27 protein-coding genes and 1 tRNA gene are annotated in these 25904 nt (G+C 65.2%); 13 read left to right on the forward strand and 15 right to left on the reverse strand.

The genetic code is table 11. From position 1 onward, the window contains the following. Position 1: 1 nt before the first annotated feature. Complete coding sequence (locus RXV88_RS13165; RefSeq protein ID WP_316293575.1) at positions 2-1309, forward strand: replication-associated recombination protein A; 1308 nt, start codon at positions 2-4, stop codon at positions 1307-1309. Between the two features lie 85 nt (positions 1310-1394). Here RXV88_RS13165 and RXV88_RS13170 read toward each other — a convergent pair whose 3' ends face one another. After that, on the reverse strand, positions 1395-2783 hold the full coding sequence (locus tag RXV88_RS13170; protein WP_316293577.1) for a multicopper oxidase family protein: 1389 nt from the start codon (positions 2781-2783) through the stop codon (positions 1395-1397). Between the two features lie 103 nt (positions 2784-2886). Here RXV88_RS13170 and crcB point away from each other — a divergent pair, with 103 nt between their 5' ends. From crcB to RXV88_RS13210, 8 genes are all read left to right on the forward strand, one after another. Then, positions 2887-3264: a fluoride efflux transporter CrcB gene (gene crcB, locus RXV88_RS13175; RefSeq protein WP_316293579.1), complete on the forward strand. Its 378-nt coding sequence runs from the start codon at positions 2887-2889 to the stop codon at positions 3262-3264. Next, on the forward strand, positions 3261-4304 hold the full coding sequence (locus RXV88_RS13180) for an RluA family pseudouridine synthase (RefSeq protein ID WP_316293581.1): 1044 nt from the start codon (positions 3261-3263) through the stop codon (positions 4302-4304). The genes crcB and RXV88_RS13180 overlap by 4 nt, the downstream gene beginning before the upstream one ends. Next, entirely contained in the window at positions 4301-4978 is a 678-nt protein-coding gene (locus RXV88_RS13185; protein WP_316293582.1) for an HAD-IA family hydrolase, read from the forward strand. Before RXV88_RS13180 ends, RXV88_RS13185 begins: the two co-directional genes overlap by 4 nt. Beyond that, positions 4975-5694 (forward strand): ATP12 family chaperone protein, encoded by a 720-nt coding sequence (locus tag RXV88_RS13190; protein WP_316293583.1) that lies wholly within the window; start codon positions 4975-4977, stop codon positions 5692-5694. Before RXV88_RS13185 ends, RXV88_RS13190 begins: the two co-directional genes overlap by 4 nt. Before the next feature lie 195 nt (positions 5695-5889). Next, complete coding sequence (locus RXV88_RS13195) at positions 5890-6906, forward strand: amino acid ABC transporter substrate-binding protein (RefSeq protein ID WP_316293586.1); 1017 nt, start codon at positions 5890-5892, stop codon at positions 6904-6906. Positions 6907-7034: 128 nt separating this feature from the next. Continuing rightward, positions 7035-8249: an ABC transporter permease subunit gene (locus tag RXV88_RS13200; protein WP_316293588.1), complete on the forward strand. Its 1215-nt coding sequence runs from the start codon at positions 7035-7037 to the stop codon at positions 8247-8249. A gap of 3 nt (positions 8250-8252) precedes the next feature. Further along, the gene (locus RXV88_RS13205; protein ID WP_316293590.1) at positions 8253-9554 is read left to right on the forward strand and encodes an amino acid ABC transporter permease; all 1302 of its coding nucleotides are present in this window, start codon (positions 8253-8255) and stop codon (positions 9552-9554) included. 14 nt (positions 9555-9568) lie between these two features. Continuing rightward, positions 9569-10333, forward strand: coding sequence for an amino acid ABC transporter ATP-binding protein (locus tag RXV88_RS13210; protein WP_316293592.1), 765 nt, complete (start codon positions 9569-9571; stop codon positions 10331-10333). 3 nt (positions 10334-10336) lie between these two features. Here the strand turns inward: RXV88_RS13210 and RXV88_RS13215 are convergent, their stop codons facing one another. The 11 genes from RXV88_RS13215 to rpmH all read right to left on the reverse strand — a co-directional run bounded on the left by RXV88_RS13215 (position 10337) and on the right by rpmH (position 19235). After that, the gene (locus tag RXV88_RS13215) at positions 10337-10822 is read right to left on the reverse strand and encodes a SixA phosphatase family protein (RefSeq protein WP_316293593.1); all 486 of its coding nucleotides are present in this window, start codon (positions 10820-10822) and stop codon (positions 10337-10339) included. Between the two features lie 4 nt (positions 10823-10826). Beyond that, the gene (locus tag RXV88_RS13220; RefSeq protein WP_316293595.1) at positions 10827-11480 is read right to left on the reverse strand and encodes a ferredoxin; all 654 of its coding nucleotides are present in this window, start codon (positions 11478-11480) and stop codon (positions 10827-10829) included. Continuing rightward, on the reverse strand, positions 11477-12364 hold the full coding sequence (gene argB / locus RXV88_RS13225; RefSeq protein ID WP_316293596.1) for an acetylglutamate kinase: 888 nt from the start codon (positions 12362-12364) through the stop codon (positions 11477-11479). The genes RXV88_RS13220 and argB overlap by 4 nt, the downstream gene beginning before the upstream one ends. Positions 12365-12430: 66 nt before the next feature. Continuing rightward, positions 12431-13081, reverse strand: a complete 651-nt coding sequence (gene yihA, locus RXV88_RS13230) for a ribosome biogenesis GTP-binding protein YihA/YsxC (RefSeq protein WP_316293598.1) — start codon at positions 13079-13081, stop codon at positions 12431-12433. After that, complete coding sequence (locus tag RXV88_RS13235; RefSeq protein ID WP_316293600.1) at positions 13081-13824, reverse strand: MOSC domain-containing protein; 744 nt, start codon at positions 13822-13824, stop codon at positions 13081-13083. The genes yihA and RXV88_RS13235 overlap by 1 nt, the downstream gene beginning before the upstream one ends. Continuing rightward, complete coding sequence (gene yidC, locus RXV88_RS13240; protein WP_316293680.1) at positions 13821-15650, reverse strand: membrane protein insertase YidC; 1830 nt, start codon at positions 15648-15650, stop codon at positions 13821-13823. The genes RXV88_RS13235 and yidC overlap by 4 nt, the downstream gene beginning before the upstream one ends. Before the next feature lie 281 nt (positions 15651-15931). Continuing rightward, positions 15932-17479 carry a GGDEF domain-containing phosphodiesterase gene (locus RXV88_RS13245; RefSeq protein WP_316293603.1) on the reverse strand — a complete coding sequence of 516 codons (1548 nt, stop codon included), beginning with the start codon at positions 17477-17479 and terminating at the stop codon, positions 15932-15934. A gap of 81 nt (positions 17480-17560) precedes the next feature. Beyond that, the gene (gene ttcA, locus RXV88_RS13250) at positions 17561-18415 is read right to left on the reverse strand and encodes a tRNA 2-thiocytidine(32) synthetase TtcA (protein ID WP_316293605.1); all 855 of its coding nucleotides are present in this window, start codon (positions 18413-18415) and stop codon (positions 17561-17563) included. Between the two features lie 45 nt (positions 18416-18460). Next, entirely contained in the window at positions 18461-18685 is a 225-nt protein-coding gene (gene yidD / locus RXV88_RS13255) for a membrane protein insertion efficiency factor YidD (protein WP_316293607.1), read from the reverse strand. Beyond that, positions 18685-19065, reverse strand: coding sequence for a ribonuclease P protein component (gene rnpA / locus RXV88_RS13260; RefSeq protein ID WP_316293609.1), 381 nt, complete (start codon positions 19063-19065; stop codon positions 18685-18687). The genes yidD and rnpA overlap by 1 nt, the downstream gene beginning before the upstream one ends. A 32-nt stretch (positions 19066-19097) precedes the next feature. Then, positions 19098-19235 (reverse strand): 50S ribosomal protein L34, encoded by a 138-nt coding sequence (gene rpmH / locus RXV88_RS13265; RefSeq protein WP_316293611.1) that lies wholly within the window; start codon positions 19233-19235, stop codon positions 19098-19100. 289 nt (positions 19236-19524) lie between these two features. On the opposite strand from rpmH, the gene RXV88_RS13270 reads away from it, so the two are divergent. The 4 genes from RXV88_RS13270 (at position 19525) to RXV88_RS13285 (ending at position 23244) form a co-directional block, all read left to right on the forward strand. Continuing rightward, positions 19525-20259, forward strand: coding sequence for a TVP38/TMEM64 family protein (locus RXV88_RS13270; protein WP_316293613.1), 735 nt, complete (start codon positions 19525-19527; stop codon positions 20257-20259). Positions 20260-20262: 3 nt separating this feature from the next. After that, the gene (locus tag RXV88_RS13275) at positions 20263-21681 is read left to right on the forward strand and encodes a dihydrolipoyl dehydrogenase family protein (RefSeq protein ID WP_316293615.1); all 1419 of its coding nucleotides are present in this window, start codon (positions 20263-20265) and stop codon (positions 21679-21681) included. A 16-nt stretch (positions 21682-21697) separates the two neighbouring features. Then, positions 21698-23080 carry a HAMP domain-containing sensor histidine kinase gene (locus tag RXV88_RS13280; RefSeq protein WP_316293617.1) on the forward strand — a complete coding sequence of 461 codons (1383 nt, stop codon included), beginning with the start codon at positions 21698-21700 and terminating at the stop codon, positions 23078-23080. Between the two features lie 87 nt (positions 23081-23167). Next, positions 23168-23244: transfer RNA gene (locus RXV88_RS13285), tRNA-Arg, on the forward strand. Positions 23245-23593: 349 nt separating this feature from the next. On the opposite strand, the gene RXV88_RS13290 is transcribed toward RXV88_RS13285, so the two are convergent. From RXV88_RS13290 to RXV88_RS13300, 3 genes are read right to left on the reverse strand one after another with little or no spacing between them, the layout of a single operon-like run. Beyond that, complete coding sequence (locus tag RXV88_RS13290; RefSeq protein WP_316293618.1) at positions 23594-25264, reverse strand: recombinase family protein; 1671 nt, start codon at positions 25262-25264, stop codon at positions 23594-23596. Next, positions 25261-25665, reverse strand: a complete 405-nt coding sequence (locus RXV88_RS13295) for a DUF2924 domain-containing protein (protein ID WP_316293620.1) — start codon at positions 25663-25665, stop codon at positions 25261-25263. Before RXV88_RS13295 ends, RXV88_RS13290 begins: the two co-directional genes overlap by 4 nt. Next, on the reverse strand, positions 25662-25892 hold the full coding sequence (locus tag RXV88_RS13300) for a DUF3489 domain-containing protein (RefSeq protein ID WP_316293622.1): 231 nt from the start codon (positions 25890-25892) through the stop codon (positions 25662-25664). Before RXV88_RS13300 ends, RXV88_RS13295 begins: the two co-directional genes overlap by 4 nt. Between the last annotated feature and the right edge of the window lie 12 nt (positions 25893-25904).

Here is a 25904-nt window from a genome sequence, read left to right on the forward strand (position 1 = left end):
TATGGCGGATCTCTTCGACAAAGGCGAGGCGGTGCCCGACAGCGCGCCGCGCCCTCTCGCCGACAGGCTGCGCCCCAGGTCTCTGGACGAGGTCATCGGGCAGGAGCAGGTCCTGGGCCCCGACGCGCCGCTGGGCGTGATGCTGGCCAACAACGCGCTGGGGTCGCTCATTCTTTGGGGGCCGCCGGGGGTGGGCAAGACGACCATCGCGCGGCTGCTGGCGGATGCGACCGACCTGCATTTCGTCCAGATCAGCGCGATCTTCACCGGCGTCCCCGATCTGCGCAAGGTCTTCGAGGCGGCCAAGCACCGGCGTTCCAACGGGCAGGGCACGCTCCTCTTCGTCGACGAGATCCACCGCTTCAACAAGGCCCAGCAGGACGGATTTCTGCCGCATATGGAGGACGGCACCATCCTTCTGGTCGGCGCGACCACGGAAAACCCCAGTTTCGAGCTTAACGCCGCCGTGCTCAGCCGTGCGCAGGTGCTGGTGCTCGAACGGCTCGATCTGGCCGACCTGGAATGCCTCGCCCAACGCGCCGAGCAGGAACTGGGCCGCGCCCTGCCGCTCGACGGGCCCGCGCGCGAGGCGCTCCTGGAAATGGCCGATGGCGACGGGCGCGCGCTCCTGAACCTGGTCGAGCAGGTGATGGCGTGGAAAACCGACGCCAAGCTCGACACCGAGGCGCTCAGCACGCGGCTGATGCGGCGCGCGGCGCAATACGACAAATCCGGCGACGGGCATTACAACCTGATCTCGGCGCTGCACAAATCGGTGCGCGGCTCGGATCCGGATGCGGCGCTCTACTGGTTCGCCCGCATGCTCGAGGCCGGCGAGGACCCGCGCTTCCTGGCCCGCCGCCTGACCCGCATGGCGGTCGAGGACATCGGGCTGGGCGACCCGCAGGCCCAGGCGGTCTGCCTGCAGGGGTGGGAGAGTTACGAACGCCTCGGCTCGCCCGAAGGCGAACTGGCGCTGGCCCAGGCGGTGATCTATCTCGCACTCGCGCCGAAATCCAACGCCGCCTATGCCGCCTACAAGGCCGCCCGCGCCCAGGCCAAGAAAAGCGGATCCGAGCCGCCGCCGAAACACATCCTCAACGCGCCGACGCGGCTGATGAAAGACCAGGGTTACGGCGCCGGCTATGCCTATGACCACGATGCCGAAGACGGCTTTTCCGGGCAGGACTACTTCCCTGAAACCCTCGAAAGGCAGGATTTCTATCAACCGGTCGAACGCGGCTTCGAACGCGAGCTGAAAAAACGCGTCACCTATTTCGCCAAGCTTCGCCGTGACCGCCAGGGCTGACCCGCCCCTTCATTGATCCATAAATATACCGGGGGTGTGGGGGCTGGCCCCCACTCCGGCGCCGGACGCTCGCCCGCCCTCCGGCTCAGCCGCGCACCCGCAGCCAGGTGCCCATGCCCGCCGCGTGATGCGCCAGCATGTGACAATGAAAGAGCCAGTCGCCCGGGTTATGCGCCGCAAAGGCGATTTCGCGTGTTTCGCCGCGTTGCACCAGAAGCGTGTCGCGCAGCGGCCCAAGCGATCCGTCGCTCCGGACTTCGGCGAAATGCATGCCGTGCAGGTGCATGGCGTGATCGAAGGCGGTGTCGTTGGCGATCCCGATCCGCACCGATTCGCCGCGATCGACCTCGATCAGCGGATCGCCGATGCCGTAATCGCCCATCCGGCCCACCGTGCCGTTGAACGCCCAAAAGACATTCTGCTGCGCAAGTCCGCGCATGTCCTGCCGCTCGCCGTCCAGAACCGCACCGCTCATCCCGCCCATGGCGCCGCCCTCCATCAGCAGGGGCACGGTCCGCGCATTGGCAAGGTCGATGGGAAAGCCGGGATTGGGCGGCAGCGCCGCCGGGGCGGTGCCACGCGCAGCACCGCCCGGGTCCACGTCGAACGTGGCGATGGCATAACCGCCGTCGCGTTCAAGGCTGATCAGGAAGGCCTCGGCCTCGTCGGTGGTCACATCCACGATCACATCCATCCGCTGCGCCGGGGCCAGAAGGAACTGTTCCTCCAAGGGTTCCGGCGCCGCCAACGGCATGCCATCCAGCGCGACGGTCCAGCCGGTCATCCCCATCAGGCCCAGCACATAGACGCGCGCGTTGGCAGCATTGATCAGCCGCAGGCGCAGCCGGTCGCCGCGCCGCACCTTCTGGCGCGGGTCCATTTGACCGTTGACCAGCCAGGCATTGCCGATCCGGCCGGCGTGGCTGCGGTCGTGCGGGGCGTCGAAATCGAAGGTGATCGCGGCGTCTCGGTCAAGCCGCATGTCGTCCACCACCAACACCAGATCCGCGTCCACATCGGGCGGGTCCGATTCCTCGACGATCAGCGCGCCGTAAAGGCCGCGCTCCACCTGTTCGACCGTTTGCGCGTGGCTGTGGTACCAATAGGTGCCCGCATCCGGCAGATCGAACTCATAGCTGAACCGCTCGCCCGGCATCACCGGGTCTTGAGTCAGTCCTGGCACGCCGTCCATGGCGTTGTCGATGCGGATCCCGTGCCAATGCACCGAGGTCGGCTGCGGCAGGTCGTTGACCAGCTCGGCGCGCAGCCTCTCGCCCTGGCGCAAGCGCAATTCCTCGCCCGGCATCGTGCCGTTGAAGGTCCACAGATCGGTTTCGGGATAACCTGCGGGCGCGATCCGCGCCCGCGAGGGCGCCGCGCGCAGCCGCAGCGGCGCGGGGCCGGTGGCATGCAGAACGCGGGGCAGGGCGCAGCTGGCGGCGAGCGTGCCAAGGAACTGGCGGCGGCTGGGCATGGGTGTCGGTCCTCCTGTCGGGAAACAACTGTAGCGCCGCGCCGCGCGCGCGCAATGGGCCGTGTGCTTGACAACCGCGCTGCGCCGCGCGACAGACGCGCGCATGAGCCTGACCCTGATACAGGTCGCCCTTGGCGGCGCGCTGGGGGCCGTTCTGCGTTACCTGACGGGCGTGGCGGCCATCCGCATCATGGGCAGCGGGTTTCCGTGGGGCACGCTGACGGTGAACATCGTCGGCTCGTTCCTGATGGGCTGCCTCGTCGTCGTTCTGGCGCATGTCGGCGGCATGCGGCACGCGCCGCTGCTGATGACGGGGGTACTGGGCGGGTTCACGACGTTTTCGGCGTTTTCGCTGGACGCGATAACGATCTACGAACGCGGGCAAGTGGCCTTGGCGGCGGGCTATGTGGCGGCGTCGGTCGTCTTGTCGCTGGCGGGGTTGATGGCGGGGCTTTGGGCCGCGCGGGGATGGGTGCAATGAGCCGGGTACAGATGATCACGGTGGCCGAGGGCGACGGCGACCAGCGGCTGGACCGCTGGCTGAAACGGATGTTTCCGCATCTCGGGCAAGGGCGCATCGAAAAGATGTGCCGCAAGGGCGAGCTGCGCGTCGATGGCGGCCGGGTCAAGGCCGCGACCCGGCTGGAGGCCGGGCAAGAGGTGCGCATCCCGCCGCTGCCTGATCCGGGCGAGGTCAAGCCAAGACCGAAATCCACGGTCTCCGAGGCCGACGCCAGGATGATCCGCGATTGCGTGATCTACATGGACGACGACGTCATCGCCCTGAACAAGCCGCCCGGTCTGCCGACCCAGGGCGGCAGCAAGCAGACCCGCCATGTCGACGGTCTGGCCGAGGCCCTGCGCTTTGACGCCGAGGAAAAGCCGCGGCTGGTGCACCGGCTGGACAAGGACACCTCGGGCGTTCTGCTTCTGGCGCGCAACCGCGCGGCGGCGCAGGCGCTGACGGCGGCCATGCGGCACAAGGACACCCGCAAGATCTACTGGGCGCTCGTCGCCGGGGTGCCGACCCCGTATCTGGGCGAGATCAAGTACGGTCTGGTCAAGGCACCTGGGCGCGGGGCCAAGGGCGAGGGCGAGAAGATGATCGCGCTGCATCCGCGCGATGTGGACGGCACGCCCGGCGCCAAGCGCGCGCATACGCTTTACGCCACGCTCTACCGCGTGGCGGGCCGCGCGTCCTGGGTCGCGATGGAGCCGCTGACCGGGCGCACGCACCAGCTTCGCGCGCATATGGCCGAGATCGGGCATCCGATCATCGGCGACGGCAAATACGGCGGTTCCGGGCAAGAGAACCAGGGCGACGGCTGGGGCGCGCAGCTGGGCGGGATTATCTCGAAAAAACTGCATCTGCATGCGCGGATGATGCGGTTCGAACATCCCGTGACGCGCGAAGCGATCACCGTGACCGCGCCCTTGCCCGAACATATGGCCCACACCTGGAAGACCTTCGGCTGGACCGAGGATCTGGCCGCCGAGGACCCCTTCGAGGAGCTGCAATGACCGACCTGCGGCTGGTAGTGTTCGACGTCGACGGCACGCTTGTCGACAGCCAGGCGGATATCCTGGCAGCGATGACGGCGGCCTTTGCCCGGGTGGATCGCGCCGCGCCGGCGCGGGACGACATCCTGGGCATCGTCGGCTTGTCGCTGCCCGAGGCGATCGGGCAGCTGGTGCCCGGCATCGCCACACCCGAGCGGCGCGAGATGGTGGCGGCCTACAAGGACGCCTATATCGAGCTGCGCGCGCAAAACGGGGCCGATGTGTCCTCGCCGCTTTATCCGCATGTGCGCGGTGTGCTGGATCAACTGCACACGATCCCCGAGGTTCTGCTGGGCGTGGCGACCGGGAAATCCCGCCGCGGGCTCAACAAGCTGATGGAGGCGCATCAGATGGGGTCGATGTTCGTCACCCAGCATTGCGCCGACGATCACCCGTCGAAACCGCATCCCTCGATGCTGCGCGCTGCGCTCGACGACACGGGGCTCGAGCCGCGGCAGGCGGTGATGGTGGGCGACACCAGTTACGACATGGAAATGGCGCGCGCCGCGGGGCTTTTGGCCATCGGCGTCAGCTGGGGCTATCACGGCCGCGACCGGCTGCGCGAGGCGAATGTGGTGATCGACGACATCCGGCTTTTGCCGGGATTGCTGGAACAGATCTGGGGGCAGACATGAGCGGCGGCTGGACGGCAAAGCGATTCTGGAAAACGGCCGAGGTCGCGCCGGCCGAGGGCGGCTGGACCGTGACGCTGGACACCCGCCCGGTGCGCACCCCCGCCAAATCCGCGCTGGTGGTTCCAACCAGGGCGCTGGCGCAGGCGGTGGCCGCCGAATGGGCCGCGCAGGACAAGGTGATCGACCCGCTGTCGATGCCCTATACCCGCAGCGCCAACGCGGCGATCGACAAGGTCGCCGTGCAGCAGCCAGAGGTGGCCGACATGCTGGCCGCCTATGGCGACAGCGACCTGCTGTGCTACCGCGCCGACAGCCCCGAAGAGCTGGTGTCGCGTCAGGCCGCCGCCTGGGACCCGCTGCTGGACTGGGCTGCCCAAGATTTGGGCGCTCGTCTAGAGCCGCGGACCGGCATCATGCACACCCCCCAGGACCCGGACGCCCTGGCGCGACTCTCGGGTCAGGTGCATGCGCTGACGGCGTTCGAACTGGCCGGGTTCCACGATCTGGTGGCAATCTCGGGGTCGCTGATTCTCGGCTTTGCGGTGGCCCGAAAACGCCTTTCCGCCGAGGCTGCATGGGATATTTCGCGTATCGACGAGCATTGGCAGGAAGAGCAATGGGGCGAGGACGACGAGGCAAAAACCATGGCCGCGCACAAGCGCGAAGCGTTTGAACACGCGGACCGATTCTTTGCCCTGAGCCGGTCTGCGCAATAGGCGCGCACATCGGGGCGGCACCTGGTCGGAACGGGCCGAAATAGCCGTTTTTTTGGGCTTCCTTGCTTGACCTTCTCAAAGAAATCCGACCACACTCAGCGCCACTTGGTGGGGCGACCCCCGCTTTTGTTTGAAAGGGCCGCAAATGGCCCATCCAGCCGCTCTGGAACAGGGCGGAAACAGGAAGAGGTTAACATGAAGAAAATCGCAATCCTTGGCGCGTTGACCGTTGCCGGCCTGGCGGCCGGCACCGCAGGCGCTGCCACGCTTGACGATGTCAAGGCACGTGGAAAGCTGAACTGTGGTGTGACGACGGGTCTGGTCGGCTTTGCCGCGCCGGATGCCAACGGCGAATGGGAAGGCTTTGACGTCGGCGTGTGCCGCGCAGTCGCCGCCGCCGTGCTGGGCGACGCCAACGCCGTGGAATTCGTGCCGACCACCGGCAAGACGCGCTTTACCGCGCTCGCCTCGGGCGAGATCGACATGCTGGCGCGCAACACCACCTGGACCTTCAGCCGCGACGTCGACCTGAAGTTCGAATTCGTCGGCATCAACTATTACGACGGTCAGGGTTTCATCGTTCCCAAGGCCCTCGGCGTGAGCTCGGCCAAGGAACTGGACGGCGCCACCGTCTGCATCCAGACCGGCACCACGACCGAGCTGAACCTGGCCGACTTCTTCCGCGCCAACAACATCAGCTACGAGCCGGTTCCGGTTGAAACCAACGCCGAAGGCCAGCAGCAGTATCTTGCCGGCGCCTGCGACAGCTACACCACCGACGCGTCCGGCCTTGCCGCGACCCGTGCGGCATTCGAGAACCCGCAGGACCACGTCGTTCTGCCGGAAATCATCTCGAAAGAGCCGCTGGGCCCGCTTGTCCGCCACGGCGACAACGACTGGGGCGACGTGGTGCGTTGGACGCTCAACGCGCTGATCGCCGCTGAAGAATACGGCGTGACCTCGGCCAACATCGAAGAGCTGTCGAACGGCACGGACAACCCGGAAGTCAACCGTCTGCTGGGCACCGAGGGCAACCTCGGCGAGATGTTGGGCCTCGACGGCGAGTGGGCCGCGCGCGCCATCGGCGCCGGCGGCAACTACGGCGAACTGTTCGAGAAGAACATCGGGGAAAACACTCCGATCGGCCTGTCGCGCGGTCTGAACGCGCAGTGGACCGATGGCGGCCTGCTCTACAGCCCGCCCTTCCGCTAAGACCAAATCCGGGGGCGCGGTATGATCCGCGCCCCCGTTTCCTGATCGCAGGACAAAAATACCCGGACCGGTGTAGAACGGGGTGAACTCGTCGCAGGAAGGGAGTCCGGGGCAGCCAGGGAAGTCCCATGACAACACTCTCCGACCCGCCACGCGAGTCGTTCCAGCTGTCGATGCTGTTGAACGACACGCGGTATCGTTCATATACATTCCAGTTTATCGCTCTGATCGCGCTGATCGCCTTTTTCGGCTATCTTGGGTCGAACCTGGTTCAAAACCTGCGCGACGCGGGGCTCAACATTTCCTATGGATTCCTGGGTGAGCCGTCGAACTACGACATCAACCAGACCCTGATCGAATACGACAGCCGCTCGTCGCATTGGCGCGCCTCGGTCGTCGGCGTTCTGAACACGCTGCTGGTGGCCTTCCTCGCCTGTGTCACCGCGACCGTCATCGGGGTGATCGCCGGTGTTCTGCGTCTCAGCAACAACTGGCTGGTGCGCAAGCTGATGGCGGTCTACGTCGAAGCCTTCCGCAACGTGCCGGTGCTGATCTGGATCATCATCATCTTCACGATCATGACAGCGGTCCTGCCCGCGCCGCGCGACTTTCGCGGCGACGATCCGGCGGCGTCGATGCTGTTCGACGCCTTCGCCTTTACCAATCGCGGCGTCTATATCCCCAAGCCGGTCTTCGAGACGGGCGGGGTTGCGGTGGTCCTGGTGTTCCTGCTCTCGGTCGTCGGGGTGTTCTACTATCGGCGCTATGCGACCAAGCTGCTCTATGACACCGGCAAGCTGCTGCCGATGGGCTGGCCGTCGCTGGCCATCCTGATCCTGCCGTCGCTGGTGTTCTACGTGCTGCTGGGCCGCCCCATCGGGCTGGAATACCCCGAGCTCAAGGGCTTCAACTTTGGCGGAGGCATCAACATCCGCGGGTCGCTGATCGCTCTGTGGTTCGCGCTGGCGATCTACACCGGGGCCTTCATCGCGGAAAACGTCCGCGCCGGCATCCAGTCGGTCAGCAAGGGCCAGACCGAGGCCGCGGCCTCGCTGGGTCTGCGTCCGGGGCGGATCATGAACCTGGTGATCCTGCCGCAGGCTCTGCGGGTTATCATCCCGCCGCTGATCTCGCAGTACCTCAACATCACCAAGAACTCGTCGCTGGCCATCGCCGTCGGCTACATGGACATTACCGGCACGCTGGGGGGCATCACGCTTAACCAGACCGGCCGCGCGATCGAGGCGGTTCTGTTGCTGATGCTGTTCTATCTCGTCATCTCGCTGTCGATCTCGGCGCTGATGAACGTCTACAACAACGCCATGAAGCTGAAGGAGCGCTGATCCATGTCCGACACGCATCAACACTCCATCGTCTTCGTCCGCGAAACCATGCTGCCCGAGCAGGACCCCCCTGTGACGGAGCGCGGGATCGTCAAATGGATGCGCCAGAACCTGTTCTCGAGTATCCCCAACGGCATCCTGACGCTGGCGGCGCTGGTGGCGATCTATGTGCTGCTGGCCAACTTCCTGCCGTGGTTCCTGAACGGCATCTGGGACGCGCCGTCGATCCGCGCCTGCCGCGAGATTCTCGACGGCGGCGTCGGCGGCTGTTTCGCGGTGCTGACCGAGCGCTGGAACCAGCTGCTCTTCGGCTTCCAGTACCCCGATACCGAGTACTGGCGCCCGACGCTGGCCTTCGTGCTGCTGTTCGTCGCCATCGCACCGGTGATGTTCTACAAGCTCTTCCCCAAGCCCATGCTGTTCTTTACCGGGCTCTACCCGTTCCTGGCCTACTGGCTGATCTGGGGCGGCAGCATCTGGTCGCCGATCTTTGCGCTGCTGGGCTTTGTCGCGGGCTACGTGGTCTGGACCAGGCTTGTCTCGAAAAGCTTTGCCGCCGGGTTCTTCGGCGCCATCGTCGCGGCCTTCGTGGTTTGGACCGTGGGCGGCTATATCGTCCCCGCCCTGACCCCGGAAGAGACCGCTTTGGTCGCCGTGCCGTCGCGCGACATGGGGGGCTTCATGCTCAACATGATCCTCGGCACGGTCTGTGTGGCGCTGTCGCTGCCGTTCGGTATCGCGCTGGCGCTGGGGCGGCAGTCGGACATGCCGATCATCAAGTGGATCTGCGTGATCTTCATCGAGTTCATCCGCGGCGTGCCGCTGATCACGCTGCTTTTCGTGGCGAACGTGGTTCTGGCGTACTTCCTGCCGCCGGGCACGACCTTCGACCTGATCCTGCGGGTGATCATCATGATCACCATGTTCGCCTCGGCCTATATCGCCGAGGTGATCCGGGGCGGTCTCGCCGCCCTGCCGCGCGGTCAGTACGAAGCGGCCGACAGTCTCGGGCTGGATTATCCGCAAGCGATGCGGCTGATCATCCTGCCGCAGGCGCTCAAGATCTCGATCCCGGGCATCGTCAACGTGGCGGTGGGTCTCTTCAAGGACACGACGCTGGTGTCGGTCATCTCGATGTTCGACCTCGTGGGCATGATCCGCGGGCCGATCCTCGCCTCGACCGAATGGAACGGCGTCTATTGGGAGCTTCTGGGCTTTGCCGCGTTCCTGTTCTTCGTCGTCTGCTACGGCATTTCGCAATATTCACAATGGCTGGAGCGTCAGCTTCAGACCGATCACCGTTAAGGAGGGCTGACGCTATGGCCGAAGCTGCATTGAACATCTCGGATGAAGTCGCCATCCAGATCGAAAAGATGAACAAATGGTACGGCACGTTTCACGTGCTGCGCGACATCGACCTGACCGTTTATCGGGGCGAGCGGATCGTGATCGCGGGGCCGTCCGGATCGGGCAAATCCACGCTGATCCGCTGCATCAACGCGCTGGAGGAACACCAGAAGGGCTCGATCACCGTGGACGGCACGCTGCTGTCCTCGGACATCAAGAACATCGACACGATCCGATCCGAGGTCGGGATGGTGTTCCAGCACTTTAACCTCTTCCCGCATCTGACGATCCTGGAAAACTGCACGCTGGCCCCGATCTGGGTGCGCAAGACGCCCAAGAAAGAGGCCGAGCAAACGGCGATGCACTTTCTTGAAAAGGTCAAGATCCCCGAACAGGCCGACAAATACCCCGGCCAGCTTTCGGGCGGTCAGCAGCAGCGTGTGGCGATTGCCCGCTCGCTCTGCATGCGGCCCCGGATCATGCTGTTCGACGAACCGACCTCGGCGCTCGATCCCGAGATGATCAAAGAGGTGCTCGACACCATGGTCGAACTGGCCGAAGAGGGCATGACCATGCTCTGCGTCACGCACGAGATGGGCTTTGCCCGTCAGGTGGCGAACCGCGTGATCTTTATGGATGCGGGCCAGATCGTGGAACAGAACGAACCGGAAGAGTTCTTCAACAACCCGCAGAACGATCGGACCAAGCTGTTCCTCAGCCAGATTCTGGGTCACTGACCCTCAGGTCAGCTCCCTCGGAACGACGAATGCCAAGGCCCTGCCCGTGCCGGGCCTTAGCTTTTTCCAGTCGTCGATGTCGAATTCCGCGACCAGCGTCGCGCCCGTGGGGTAATCGGCGAACCGATCATGCGCGGGGGCCTCGTCGACCAGATGCTCGGCCAGTGCGCAAATGCCGGGGTTATGCGCGATCATAAGGACGCGGTCACCAGTGGCGCCGCGCAGTACCTCCAGCATCGTCTCGGGCGCCGACAGATAAAGCCGTGGGTCGAAATCCGTCTCAGCCTCCAGCGCCAGCAGCTCCAGCGTCTGGCGGGTGCGGTGTGCGTCGGAACAGAGCACCTGATCCGGCAGGTATTCCTGCGCGCGCAACCAGTCGCCCAGGGCCCGCGCGCTGCGCTCGCCGCGCTTGTTCAGGCCGCGCGCGTGATCGTCGAGGTTCATCGACCAATCGGATTTCGCGTGGCGCATCAGGATCAGATGTTTCATCCCGTCAGTCTTTCACGAAGGCGGCCATGTGGAAAGCGGACTGTTCCGGCAGGCGGCCAAAGCGTTGCGACACCGGGCAGGCGCGCCGCACGAGGCAGCCGTTCCGGCATTCCGCCCCGGCGTCCGAGGTGACATGCGCCTGGCAGGCCGCGACGTCATAAGGCGCACCGGGGCGCAGCGCTCCGACCGGGCAGGCGGATACGCATGGGCTCGGTTCGCAGCTCTCACAAGGTGACGGCGCAGGGGGCGGCAGCGTCAGCGCGTAGGGCAGGGCGACAGCGCCGCGATAGCTGATGAAGAGCCCCGCCTCGTCATGCACCAGCAGCTCGACCGGCGAAGCATGCGCCCGCCCCGAGGCGCGCGCCCAGCGGATGAACGGGTGGTAGGGCGGCCCGTCATAGGGAAAAAGCGCCTCGCCGCCCCAGAGCACAGCCAGCGCGCCGATCACCCGTTTCGACCAGCGGTCGAGAGGATGCGGCGCGCCGTCGGCCCGTTCGGCCGAGTGCGTGAAGACATCCCAGAACCCCGGCTCGTCCGGTCCCAGCAACAGCAGAGTGCGGCAGCCTTCGGGGGCCTGATCCTCGGGTTCCGGGGCGAATGCCCCGCGCAGCGCCAGCCCGACATTGCGCGCCTGTGCGTCCAGCTCTTGGAGCGTCACCGCGTCCTGGGCTCAAGCTTGGCCGGCTTGATCAGCGAGCCCGACCCGTGTTCGGTGAAAAGCTCCAGCAGGCAGGCGTTCGACACGCGGCCGTCGATGATGACCACGCCGCGCACGCCCTCGCCAATCGCCTTGAGCGCGGTTTCCGTCTTGGGGATCATGCCGCCGGCGATGACGCCCTCTTCGGTCATGCGGATGACATCCTCGGGCGTCAGTTCGGTCACCACGTCGCCCGCGGCGTTCTTGACGCCCGACACGTCGGTCAGCAGCAGCAGGCGGTCAGCCTTGAGCGCCCCGGCGATGGCGCCCGCAGCGGTGTCGCCGTTCACATTGAACGTCTCGTTCTCGCCCATGCCCGTGGCCACCGGGGCCACCACCGGGATGATCCCGGCGGAAAAGAGATCGCGCAGCACCTGCACATTCATCTCGACCGGGCGGCCGACGAAGCCCAGCTCGGGATCGTCCGCCTCGCAGACCATCAGGTCGTCGTCCTTGCCCGACAGGCCCACGGCGCGGCCGCCCTGATCCATGATCGCCTGCACGATGCGCTTGTTCACAAGGCCGGTCAGCACCATCTCGACCACCTCGACGGTGGCCTGATCGGTCACGCGCTTGCCGCGCACGAAGTTCGACTGGATGCCCAGCTTGCCCAGCATCTCGTTGATCATCGGCCCGCCGCCGTGCACCACCACCGGGTTCAGCCCGACCTGGCGCATCAGCACGATGTCGCGGGCGAATTCGGCCATGGCGTCGGCGTCGCCCATGGCGTTGCCGCCGAACTTCACCACCACGATGGCGTCGGTGTAGCGTTGCAGATAGGGCAGCGCCTGGCTGAGCGTGCGGGCGGTGGCGATCCAGTCGCGGTTCATGTCTTGTTTCTTCATCTCGGGCATTGGCTCTTGGACTGCCCTTGTGTCAGCAATCTGGCGCCGCAGCGCAAGCCCCTAATCTCAACCCAGCCCGGCAATGATCGCCCGCAGGGTCGGCAGGCCGTCGCCCTTTTCGCTGCTGGTCAGGACGATCTCGGGATAGGCCGCGACGTGTTTCGCCAGCCTCGAACGGACCTGCTCCAGCACCTTTTCGCGGTCCTTTTCCTTGACCTTGTCGGCCTTTGTCAGCACCGCCTGGAAGGTCACCGCTGACTGGTCGAGCAGGGTCATGATCTGATCGTCGACCTCCTTGATCCCGTGCCGCGCGTCGATCAGAACGAAGGCGCGGTGCAGGCTGGCCCGGCCCGACAGGTACTGTTTCAGCAGTTTCTGCCACTTCTCGACCACGGCCACCGGGGCGTTGGCATAGCCATAGCCCGGCAGGTCCACCAGATAGCGGTCGTCGCCCAGGGTGAAGAAGTTGATTTCCTGCGTGCGGCCGGGCGTGTTCGACGCCCGCGCCAGCCCCTTGCGGCCGGTTAGCGCGTTGATCAGGCTGGATTTGCCGACGTTCGAACGCCCGGCAAAGCAGACCTCGACCCGGTCGTCGGGGGGCAGGCCGGACATGGCGACCACGCCTTTCAGGAACTCGACCTCGCCCGCGAAGAGTTTGCGCGCGGCTTCGCGCGCGTCCTCGTCGGGTTCTTCGGCCAGGGGAAAGGGCAATTGCATCAGATCCGCTCCACATGGTCGCCGGTGACGATGGGGCCGCCCTCGATCACCTCGGCCCGGACGGAAAAATCCCCGTGATCCCAGCTGCCCAGGGCTGACAGGATATCGGTGTCGCGCCGGCCCGTGTCCGGGTTCGAATGGGTCGAGGCACACCGATCGGTGCGTTCGCGCACCCGCAGCACCGCGCCGCCGATGCGGACATCGCGGTCGATCCAGTCGAATTCCTCCCACGGGGCGAGGCCGTCGATCCAGATATTCCCACGCCAGCGGTGGATCGACAGCGGCCGCCCCACGCGCTGCTCCACCGCCCGGTGCGAGGACATGTTGCAGAGCGTCACGCTGGGAAAATCGCTGTCGGTCATGGCGGGGCCCTGCGCGCGGACGATGCGCGCGGATTGCAACCGGTCTTCGGGCATCAGAGGCCGCACCCAATTCAGAAACGCCGCCGCGTCGCGGTCGGGCGCAAAGGTCAGGTCGGGGCGGTCGGGGTGGCGCAGCGTGATCGTCTCTGCCGCCTCGTCCAGCTCGGCGGTGATCGCCATCAGCGCCGCCACCTTGGCCACCCGGCTGAAGTTCGCGCAGGACACCCAGGTGCTGCCATCCGCCGTCGATCTTTCATGCGCCACCGCCCAGAGCCGGTCAAAGGGCATCGCCTCTCCGGCTGTCAGCGTCACCCGTTCCAGCGGCTCGCGGCCGTGGCTTTTGACCGGGTGCCGCCAGATCTCGGTGACGCGGGCGGTCATTTCTTGTCAGGCTCGTCCGCGGCCTTGTCCTTCTTGAAGCTCGACCTGATGTTGCCGAAGACGTCGGGCTTGTAGCCCTGGCTGCGCATGATCAGGTACTGCTGGGTGAAGGTGATCGTGTTGTTGGCGATCCAGTAGACCACCAGGCCGCTGGCGAACCCGCCCAGCATGAACATGAAAACCCAGGGCATCCAGGCAAAGATCATCGCCTGCGTCGGATCGGTGGGCGCGGGGTTCAGCTTTTGCTGGACCCACATCGAGATACCCAGCAGCAGCGGCAGGATCCCGATAAAGATCAGCGCCATGATCGACCCGGGTTCCGGCGCCGCGTTGGGCAGCAGGCCGAAGAGGTTGATCAGCGAGGTCGGGTCGGGCGCCGACAGGTCCTGGAACGGCCCCAGCCAGGGCGCGTGCCGCAGTTCCAGCGTGACGAAGATCACCTTGTAGAGCGAGAAAAAGATCGGGATCTGCAGAAGGATCGGCAGGCAGCCCGCGGCGGGGTTCACCTTTTCCTTCTTGTAAAGCTCCATCATCTCCTGCTGCAGCTTCTGGCGATCGTCGCCCGTGCGCTCCTTGATTTCCTCCATCTTCGGCTGAAGCTCTTTCATCTTCGCCATCGAGACGTAGGATTTGTAGGCCAACGGGAACAGGACCGCCTTGATGATCAGGGTCAGGCCGATGATCGCCCAGCCCATGTTGCCGATCGCCCCGTTGAGCCAGTGCAGCACGGCGAAGATCGGCTTGGTCAGGAAGAAGAACCAGCCCCAGTCGATGCTGTCGAGAAACCGGTCGACGCCGTTCGTCTGGTATTCGCGGATCGCCTCCCACTCCTTTGCACCGGCAAAGAGCTGGGTCGTGACCTCCTGCCGGTCGCCGGGGGCGAGCGTCATGGTCGGCAGAACCGCCTCGGTCTGGAAGATGTTGCGGCGCTCGTCGTACTTGGCGACCTGTTTGAAGGCGCTGCCCGGCGCGGGGATGAGGGTCGACATCCAGTAGTGATCGGTAAAGCCGATCCAGCCGTTTTCGGCAACCTGGGTCACCTCGGCGCGGGCGCCTTCGCTGGGCACAACCGGCGCGTCGCTGACATCGTCGTAATCCAGTTCCGCCAGTTCGCCGTCGGCCATGGCGACGACGCCTTCGTGCAGGATGAAGAAGTTCTTGAGATCGGCGGGTTCGCCGTGGCGGGCGAGAATGCCATAAGGGGCCGCCGATACGGTGCCCGCGCCGGCGTTTTCAACCGATTGCGTGACAGTGAAGAGGTAATCCTCATCGACGCTGATCGTGCGGCGGAAGACCAGGCCCGCGGGGCTGTCCCAGCGCAGGATGACAGCGTCTTCGGCGCTCAGCGTCTCGCCGCTTTCGACGGTCCAGGGTGTGTTGGCTCCGGGCACGTCGTCCAGCGTCAGCCCGGCCCCGGGGGCCCAGCCGTAAAGCGCGTAATAGGGCGTGTCCGCGCCGATGGGGCGCAGCAGTTCGACAATTTCAGCGCCGGGATCGAGCGTGACCCGGTAGTCGCGCAGCTTCAGGTCGTCGATGCGCCCGCCGGTGAGCGAGATCGAGCCTTCCAGCCGCTCGGTGGCGATGGGCAGGCGAGGGGCCTCGGCCGTTTCGGTGGCGCCGGCAGTGGTAATGGGCTCGGCGGTGGTGGCGCCGGGGGCCGCGCTGGGCGCCGTGGCGATGGCGCTGTCGGCGGGGGCCGTTTCGGTGACCGCGGTCGCGGGATCCTCCGCCGGCGGCTCGGGTGGCGGGAACAGCACGAACCAGACGAGGATCACCGCAAAGCTGAGAGCCGTGGCCAGGAGAAGATTCTTGTTCTGGTCGTCCATAAAAGACCGCCCGTTTGTCCATTCCATCCGTTGGAGGGGTTCAACAGACACGCGGCCCAAAGGTCAAGCCGAATCCGGTGTGGCAAGCGGCCAGACGGGGGGCGCGCACCGGAAAGTGAGGCGTTTGCACACTGGGAGAGGCCGGGTGCGACGCTTTCCCCACCACGTATCCCCTGTGGGGCGAGATGCCGCCGCGCGACCATCGTTATCAGGCGCGCCCGGGTCGCCGGATGCTTGCGGGACGGAAAGGTCAGGCCGCCCGCGCCGCAGAGCCGGGCCGGTCACCCGGTGTTGCTGCCGAGCCGTTGCGCCGAGGCGATCCGCTTTGCGTGCGTTTTCGCCCAATCGTAGATCGCGTCTCCGGGCATCGGGCGCGCGATGCCGAAGCCCTGCACGTGGTCGCATCCCAGTTGCGACAAAAGCGCATGTTCGCCGACGCTTTCGACACCCTCGGCCAGTGTCTCCAATCCCAGCCGGTCGGCCATGGACAGCACGGCGGTCAGCATTCGGCGCTGTTCCTCGTCCCGGTCTACGCGGGTGACGAAGCTGCGGTCGATCTTGAGCCGGTTCACCGGGAACCGCCGCAGCGCGGTGATCGAGGCGTGACCGGTGCCGAAATCGTCCAGATCCACATGGCAGCCGAGATCGAGCAGCGCCTCGATATTGCGCGCGACGATGCCGTCGGGGGCATCTGCGATCACCGTTTCCAGCACCTCGATGCCAAGCCGCTGCGGCGTCAGACCGAAACGGTCCAATTCCCATTTGATGCGTTCCACCAGCCGTGGATTGCGCAATTCACTGGTGGCGAAATTCACGCTGACCCGAGGCACGCCCAGACGGGCATTGTCCCAGCCCCGCAGGGCGGTCAGGCTTTGCTGGACGATGACCTCGCTCAACCGTTCCATCTGGTTGGCTTCCTCGAGACTTCGCAGGAATTGCCCGGGTGGAACGACGCCGCGTTCGGGATGCAGCCACCGCGCCAGAGCCTCGACCCCGCTGATGGCACCGGTCGAGGTGCAGATCTGGGGCTGGAACCAGGCCTGGATCTGGCCGTTCGCCAAGGCGCGTTCAACCTCGGTCTGCAACGCCTTTCGGGCGCGCCGTTCGGCGCCGATGCTTTCCGACCAGGCGCGGATCGCCGACGGGCCGTTGGCGATCGCCTCCGCCAGCGCGGCCTGCGTGCCGTCGATCAGCTCGCGGCCCGTGGCGTTTCTCGGCAAACGCGAGCTGCCGCAAAAACCGATAGCGGCGGAGAGGTAATGCGTCGTGCCGTTGATATCGGCGGGTTCCTCGACTCCCATCTGGAACCGGCTGCCCATTTGCAGCATCGCTTCCAGATCAAGCCGCAGCGACGGGCCCAGAAGCACAAGATAGCGCGAATCGCCGACGCGCAGGGCCATGTCGTCGCGCCGCAGCAGGTTGCGCAGCCGCGACAGGCATAATTCGCGCAGCGCACTGGCTGCGTCCTCGCCCATCTGACGCGCGATGCCGTCCAGCCCCTCGACCTCGATCAGGAAGGCGCCCGTCTGCAGCTTGGCGTTCTGCGCGCGCAGCATTGACTGTTCGGTCAGGGAGGCGACCGTCGCCCGGTCCACCAGATCCATCGGTTGCTCTGCTGCCGGCACCGTGGCGACGGCGCCGCTGAAGCCGCCGCTTAACGCGAACAGCACGGGCACGGTGAGCGCCACGATCAGCAGTGCGATTTCGCCGCCCGTCCAGAAGGCCGCCAGCACGATGGCCGGCAGAAAGGCCAGCAATTGCGGCCCCAAAAGCAGGTGCTGTAGCCTGGTTTTCCAGATCCGGGCTTGGGCAGACAGAGTGACCCGCATGGCGTTCCCTTTGTGTCCAATTGCGAGTCGACACTAGGGGACAGAGTGTTTGCCGCAGGTTAAGACGGTCCGGATTTTCGGTCAGATCTCGGCGTCGTCCGCCGCCCGCGCGAGCCCCGCAAAATCGAAGAGCTTGGGGTCGAGAAGATGCGACGGACGCGCGTTCATCAGTGCGCGGAACATCACCTGCCTGCGACCGGGGCTGTTCTTTTCCCAGCCGTCGAGGATCTGCTTAACCTGTTGTCTTTGCAGGCCATCCTGGCTGCCACAGAGATCGCAGGGGATGATCGGATAGTTCATCGCCCGCGCGAACAGCTCGCAATCCGCCTCGGCCACATGGGCCAGCGGGCGATAAAGGAAAAGGTCGCCTTCCTCGTTCACCAGCTTGGGCGGCATTGTCGCAAGCCGGCCACCATGAAACAAATTCATGAAAAATGTTTCTAAAATATCGTCGCGATGGTGGCCGAGAACCACTGCCGAGCATCCTTCCTCGCGGGCGATGCGGTAAAGATGCCCGCGCCGCAGTCGCGAACACAGCGCGCAAAAGGTGCGCCCGGCGGGCACCTTGTCGACCACGATGGAATAAGTGTCCTGATACTCGATCCGGTGCGGCACCCCCATCTTTTCCAGAAAGGCGGGCAGGACCGTCGCCGGAAAGCCCGGTTGCCCCTGATCGAGGTTGCACGCCAGCAGATCGACCGGCAGCAGGCCGCGCCACTTCAATTCATAGAGAACGGCCAGCAGGGTATAGCTGTCCTTGCCGCCCGAGAGACACACCAGCCATTTCGGCGGCGCGCCGCCGGAGCGTTCGACCATGCCGTATTGCTCGACCGCCTCGCGCACGTTCTGCACGATGCGTTTGCGCAATTTCTTGAACTCGGTGCTTTTCGGGGCCCCGTAGAACAGCGGATGGATATCGTCGGCGTCGTCTAGCATGGGGGCGGCATAAGCTCTTGGGCGCGGTCCGGCAAGGGCCGTGCGTCAGTCGTCGGGGACGTTGTCGACGCCGGAGCCGCCCCAGGGGTTGCACCGGGCGATCCGCCGCGCGGCCAGCCAGCCGCCTTTCAGCGCGCCGTGCTTTTCCAGCGCTTCCAGCGCATAGGCGCTGCAGGTCGGGTGATAGCGGCAGTTGTGGCCGACCCAGGGGCTGAAAACCAGCCGGTAGGCGCGCACGGGCAGGGCGGCGATGCGGGCCAGGCGGCTCATCAGTGCACCTTGCGCAGGGCGTGGCGCAGATCGTCGAGCAGCGCGGGGAAAGGGCGGGCGGCGGTGGCCTCGGGCCGGCCGATCAGGACGTAATCCCAGCCGGGACGGCCGTTCTCGGGCAAAACCAGGCGCGCGGCCTCGCGCAGGCGGCGCTTGGCGCGGTTGCGGGCCACGGCTTTGCCGACCTTCTTGGAACAAGTAAACCCCACCCGGATCGCCGGATCGCCGTCATCGCGGAACCTGGCCTGGAGCGTCATCGACGCGGTGCCCTGACGCCGCGCGCGGGCGGCGGCGAGGAAATCGGAGCGCTTGCTCAGCACCTGGAGACGCCGAAAAACCGCCGCGGACGGGGCCGGGGCGGTTTCGGTCGGGTCGCTCATGGCGGCAGTCCGGGCGCGGGCGCCCAGGGCCCTTACGCGCTCAGTTCCTTGCGGCCGCGTGCGCGGCGCGCGTTCAGGATCTTGCGGCCGGCCTTGGTGGCCATGCGGGCGCGGAACCCGTGGCGGCGCTTGCGAACCAGGTTCGACGGCTGGAAGGTGCGTTTCGACATCGGTCGGCTCCGTACGTTTGGTGGCCCTCCGGCGCGGATTCGCGAGGGCCGGGTGTTCGAAGCCCGTGCTATAGGCAGGCTTGGCGACCATGTCAAACCTCCGATCCCGCAGAAATGCAACATTTCGCCCCGAAAGCACCGCGTCAAATGTTTCAGTCTGGCGCCGCACCCCGCAAATCCTCACGCTTCGTGTCACCCGCGATCAAGCGCCTGTGAGGCGGCTGTTGTTCGGGCGGGCTGGACCGCATGTTCAGATCAACCCGACACCAGCCCCGAGGACAGCACCGAGATGACCGATATGACAGACACCCCGCCGAAACCCGGATGGCGCCGCCATCTGCCGCTGATCGTGATCGGCGCGGTCGCCATCGCCGGGGCGTTCACGCTGCGCGACTACCTCAGCTTTCAGACGCTGGCGGACAACCGCGAGGCGCTGATCGCCTTCCGCGACGCCAATTACCCGCTGACGGTGGCCGTCTTCATGTTGGCCTATGTGGGGATCGTCGCCTTTTCGCTGCCGGGCGCGACCGTGGCCACGCTGACCGGCGGGTTCCTGTTCGCGACCTTCCCGGGCGCGCTTTTCAACATCACCGCCGCGACCATCGGCGCGACGATCATCTTTCTGGCCGCCCGCTACGGGCTGGGCGACAGGCTCGCCGCCAGGATGGAGGCAAGCGACGGCGCTGTGAAAAGGATCAAGGACGGGATCGACGAGAACCAGTGGTCGATGCTGTTCCTGATCCGGCTTGTGCCCGCCGTGCCGTTCTTTGTGGCCAACCTGGTGCCGGCCTTCGTCGGTGTGCCGCTGTGGCGGTTCGTGGTGACGACGTTTCTGGGCATCATCCCCGGCGGCGTGGTCTATACCTCGGTGGGCGCCGGGCTGGGCGAGGTTTTTGAACGCGGCGATACGCCGAACCTGGGCATCATCTTCGAGCCGCATATCCTGCTGCCGATCCTGGGGCTCTGCGCGCTGGCCGCCCTGCCCATCGCGCTGAAGGCCCTGCGCGGCAAGAAAGGGGTCTGAGCGATGGAGACGATCAAGACAGACCTTCTGGTCATCGGCGCGGGCTCCGGCGGGTTGTCGGTGGCTGCGGGGGCCAGCCAGATGGGCGCCGATGTGGTGCTGCTGGAAGGCCACGAGATGGGCGGCGATTGCCTGAATTACGGCTGCGTTCCGTCGAAGGCGCTGATCGCCAGCGGCAAGTCGGCCTATGGTATGGCTCACGCGCGGCAATACGGCATCGCCGATGCCGAGCCCCGGGTCGATTACGCCGCCGCCAAGGACCATGTGCGGGACGTCATCGCCCGGATCGCGCCGGTGGACAGTCAGGAACGCTTCGAGGGCTTCGGCATCCGGGTGATCCGCGAATACGGGCGCTTCGTCGGCAAGGATACGGTCGAAGCGGGGGCGCACCGCATCACCGCGCGCCGCATCGTCATCGCCACCGGATCGTCGCCGCTGGTGCCGCCGATCCCCGGGCTCGACACCGTGCCCTACCTGACCAACGAATCCCTCTGGGCGCTGAACGACCGGCCCGATCATCTGCTGGTCATCGGCGGCGGACCCATCGGGATGGAGATGGCGCAGGCGCACCGGCGTCTGGGCAGCGAGGTCACCGTGATCGAGGGCGCGCGGGCGCTGGGCAAGGACGACCCGGAAATGGCCGCCATCGTGCTTGAGGCGCTGCGCGCCGAGGGCATCGAGATCGCCGAAGAGGCCCTGGCCCGCGAGGTGCGCGGCACCCCGGGCGCCATCGAGGTCGAAACCCAGGACGGCCGCGTCTTCAAGGGCAGCCACATTCTGGTGGCGGTCGGGCGCAAGGCGAATACCGATAAGCTCGATCTGGACAAGGCCGGGATCAAGACCTCCCGCACCGGGATAAAGGTCGACGCCAGCCTCAAGACGACCAACCCCAAGGTCTATGCCATCGGCGACGCGGCGGGCGGGCTGCAGTTTACCCATGTCGCCGGCTATCACGCCGGGATCGTGATCCGCTCGGCGCTCTTTGGTCTTCCGGCCAAGGCAAGCACGAACCACATCCCCTGGGCCACCTACACCCAGCCCGAACTGGCGCAGGTCGGCCTGACCGAAGCGCAGGCGAAAAAGGAATACGGCCCCCGGCTCGAGGTCGTCCGTTTTGCGTTTCAGCACAACGACCGCCTGATCGCCGAACGCAAGACAACCGGGCTGATCAAGGTCATGGTGGTCAAGGGCAAGCCCGTGGGCGTGTCCATCGCCGGGCATCAGGCGGGCGAGTTGATCAACCTTTGGTCGCTTGTCATTGCCAACGGGCTCAAGATGAAGCACGTCGCAAACATGGTTTCGCCCTATCCGACCGTCGGAGAGGTTAACAAACGGGCCGCGGGCGCTTATTTCTCGCCAAGACTGTTCGAAAACGAGACGGTCAAGAAAGTGGTGAGGCTGGTGCAACGCTGGCTGCCCTGACGACCCGAAAGTGCCCATGCTGAATTCGCTCTCCGGCCGCTTCCTGATCCTGACCACGATCTTCGTGATGCTGGCCGAAGTGCTGATCTTCGTGCCCTCGGTGGCACGGTTCCGCGAGGATTACCTGCTGGCGCGTCTAGAGCGGGCGCAGATCGCGTCGCTGGCGCTGCTGGCAGACGACATGATCGACCCCGATCTGGAAGAGGAACTGCTGGCCAACGCAGGCGTCTTCAACGTGGTCCTGCGCCGGGACGAGGCGCGCCAGCTGGTGCTGTCGTCGCCGATGCCGGGGCGGATCGGCGGTTCTTACGATCTGCGCGACGCCGGGGCGCTCGAGCTGATTCGCGATGCGATGATCCGGCTGGCCACGCCCGAGCCCGAGGTGATCCGCATCATCGGCAACCCCTTGCGCGATGCGGGCCTGCTGATCGAGGTGACCATGGACACCGCCGATCTGCGCACCGCGATGATCGACTACGGCCTGCGCATCCTGGTCTTGTCGGCGGTGATCTCGGTAATCACGGCGCTGCTGTTGTTCCTGGCGGTGCGCGTGCTGCTGGTCAAACCGATCAAGGGCGTCGTGGGCCACATGCAAAGCTATTCCGCCGCGCCTGAGGATGCGCATCGCATCATCCAGCCCTCGGCCAGCGTGCGCGAGCTGCGCGAGGCCGAAGAGGCGTTGCAATCGCTGCAGACGCAGCTGACCCAGGCGCTGAAGCAAAAGGAGCGGCTGGCCCAGCTGGGCGGCGCGGTGGCCCGCGTCAGCCACGATCTGCGCAACATCCTGACGTCGGCGCAGCTTTTTACCGACCGGATCGAGATGTCCGAGGACCCCACCGTCAAGCGCATGGCGCCCAAGCTGGTGAACTCGATTACCCGCGCGGTTTCGCTCTGCGAAAGCACGTTGGCCTTCGGCCGCGCCGAGGAACCCGCGCCCACGCTGACGCTCTTCAACCTCGCCAGCCTCGTGGGCGAGGTGATCGAGGCCGAGCGGCTGGCCATCGGCGAGCATGACCTGAGCCTGTCCGAGGATATCCCCGCCAACCTCATGGTGCGCGGCGACCCCGAGCAGCTTTACCGCGCGCTCTCGAACCTGGTGCGGAATGCCCGTCAGGCCATCGTCGGGTCCGGCCAGCCGGGCGAGATCAACATCCGCGCGCGGGCCGAAGAGGCCGACTGGCTGATCCAGATCACCGACACCGGCCCGGGCCTGCCGCCCAAGGCGCGCGATCACCTCTTCCAGCCGTTCCAGGGCGGCGCGCGCAAGGGAGGCTCGGGTCTGGGGCTGGCCATCGTGTCGGAATTGGTACGCGGCCACGGCGGCACGCTGAAACTGGCGCGCAGCGACGAAACCGGCACCTGTTTCGAAATCCGCCTGCCGATGGGCCATGTCGGCTAAGGCGCGCAGCGCCAGCGGAAAACCTTCCCGCATTCCCCAAATCGGCTCTTGCAAAGCCTCGGCGCAGGGTCTAATTGCACGTCCTGTGGACCGATAGCTCAGCTGGATAGAGTACTTGACTACGAATCAAGGGGTCGGGGGTTCGAATCCTCCTCGGTCCGCCACCCACCCCTGTCTCAATCTGACACTTCCGTTCTGACCGGAATTCCCGCGTCAGTTTAGCGGCTTGTGAACCGGTATCTGTTCTTGAGACGGACCGTGCAGCCACATCCTGCGCCATTTCCCTCGGCAGCCTCAGTGGCCTGAAGTCCTCGGTCCGTTTTCCCTGATAACAGGCAATTTACAGGGAAATCTTCGCGATTCCGTATGCATTGAGTGGATCGGGGCGAGATAGTGTCAGTAATATCAGTGGGTTGCAGTTAAATTCCCTACATCCAACAACAGGGAATTCAATCTGCGGAACAGGGAATTTGGGGAGGCTAACAGGGAAGCGATTTCCCATATCAGGGAATGTCAGGAATTCGGTCCGAACAGCCGCTCCTGATGACTCCAGTCGAGGGGGATATTTCCCCGCACCAGCGTTTCAAGATTCAGGTGCGCTGGCTGCGTGCCGTCGAGTATCGCCGCCTGATAGCGCGGCGAAAGCGAGATCAGGGATGTGATCCGTCGGATGTAGCGCTCGGAGTGCCCGACGCGCCGGGCGAGCTCCTTCAGTTGTTCACCTGATCTCAGCGCGCCTGACCAGGCATGCGCATTCCGCAACGCGCGGAGCAGGGTCTGGTCTGGTTCGGGATTTGGGTCCCCGGCAACGATGCGCGTCTCGACACCGCGCCTCTTGCAGGCGAACGACGGCGTCAATTTGCAGAGCGCATCGCTGAGCATCGTTGCCTGAAATCCCGTCGCTTCGGCGACGGCGTCGCGATCGAGCTGGATACTGAGCTCTTGGTTGCCAAGGGCTACGGCGCGAATAAGTGGCGCCGCATATTTGCATCGCTCGGTTCGCATTCTCTTGGCCAAGGCGGCCACGGCTCTGGACGCGCAACCTGATCTGGCGACATCATCTTCTTTCAGAACCGCATGTCGCTTCGCCTGCTCCTCGAGGTGATTGGCCATCGCGTCGACGACGGCCGCTTCGAAGGTCGCGGCTGGCAGGCGCCATCCCGTCGGATCGGCACCGCCCGAGATCAGCCGGTTTGAGACATAGTATCGTTGCCGCTTTCCATGGCGCGTCGTGTGCGTCGGTGTCAGGATGTCACCTTTCTCGTCGCGTACCTTGCCTTTCAGCGGTGCGTCCGATCCTGATGCGGTGCCGGCCGGGAGGCCACGCCGCCGCGCGCTGGCGGCCTGAAGGTGCCGCTGCACGCTGTCCCAGAGCCCTTGGTCAACGATGGCCGGATGCTGGCCTTTGAAGGTCTGATCCTTGTGCCGGATGCGGCCGAGGTAAACCGGGTTGGTCAGAAGGTGATAGATCTGACCCCGGGTGAATGGCCCGCCGCCCTGGATGCGACCCGTCGCAAAGATATGCCGTTTGGAGCGTATTCCGAATATCTCTGTCTCACGCACGACCGTATTCAGGCAGCGGTGCGTTTCATAGAGTTGGAAGATCTTGCGAACGGTCTCGGCTTCGTCCGCGTTCACTACCAATTCGCGTCGGGTCTTGTCGGGGTGCGGATCATATCCAAGCGGTGGGATGCCGCCCATCCAGAGGCCTTTCTTCTTGGAGGCCGCGATCTTGTCGCGGATGCGCTCGGCGGTGACTTCGCGTTCGAACTGAGCAAAGGACAGCAGCACGTTCAGGGTCAACCGCCCCATCGAGGAGGACGTGTTGAAGGCTTGCGTAACAGAGACGAAGGAGCACTCGGCCTTTTCCAGTCTCTCGACCAGCTTCGCGAAATCGGCCAGTGAGCGGGTCAGCCGGTCGATCTTGTAAACGACCACCATGTCAATCCGCCCGGCATCGATGTCTGCCAGCAGGTGCTGGAGGCCTGGACGCTCCAGAGTGCCGCCGGAAATACCGCCGTCGTCATAGCGCGTCGTCAACATCTTCCAGCCTTCGTGTTTCTGACTGGCGATGTAGGCGGCGCAGGCTTCGTGCTGTGCATCCAGCGAGTTGAAATCCTGATTCAGGCCCTCGTCCGACGACTTGCGGGTGTAGATGGCGCAGCGGACCTTTTTCTGAGTCATGGTTTCGCCGCTCCGGTCAGGCCAAAGAACCGCGGTCCTGACCAATGGGCTCCCGTGATCTCACGGGCGATCTTCGAGAGGGATCGGTACCTTCCATCTTTCCATATGAAGCCGTTATTCGTCACGTCGACGACATGTGTCACACCATTCCATTCCCGCAGCAGTCGTCCACCGGGCTGCAAAGCCGGGCTCGTCGGCCGCGTGGCCTGATCCGAGGGTTTGTCGAGCAGCGACTTCGTCTTCTTTGACAGGCCGCCCATCTGCCGTGTCTGGATCTCGATCGCGAGAAACCTGCGCATCAACGCCTTGCTCAGGCCTTTGGGCACCGGGGTGCGAAAAATCTTTGTCCAGGCGGTTACAAGAGCCGCCCGGTCCATTGCCTCGATCTCTGCCACGGTCATGACGGCGTCTCCGCCGGTGCGATGATGCGAAACACGGTTTTGCCGGTTTTGCCGTCGGCCTCTTCTCGCGCGATCGCATGCCCGGCCTTGCGCAATCCGGTCAGGGCCGCTCGCACCGAATGCGCCTGCCAGCCGGTCGCTTTGCACAAGGCGTCGATGGTTGCGCCAGATGGGCGTCGCAGCATGCTTTGAACCTTGGCGGTCTTTGTCTGTTTGGGTTTGGTCATGTCTGTCTCCTC

It is taken from the genome of Aestuariicoccus sp. MJ-SS9 (genome assembly GCF_032586235.1).
Lineage (GTDB): Bacteria > Pseudomonadota > Alphaproteobacteria > Rhodobacterales > Rhodobacteraceae > Aestuariicoccus.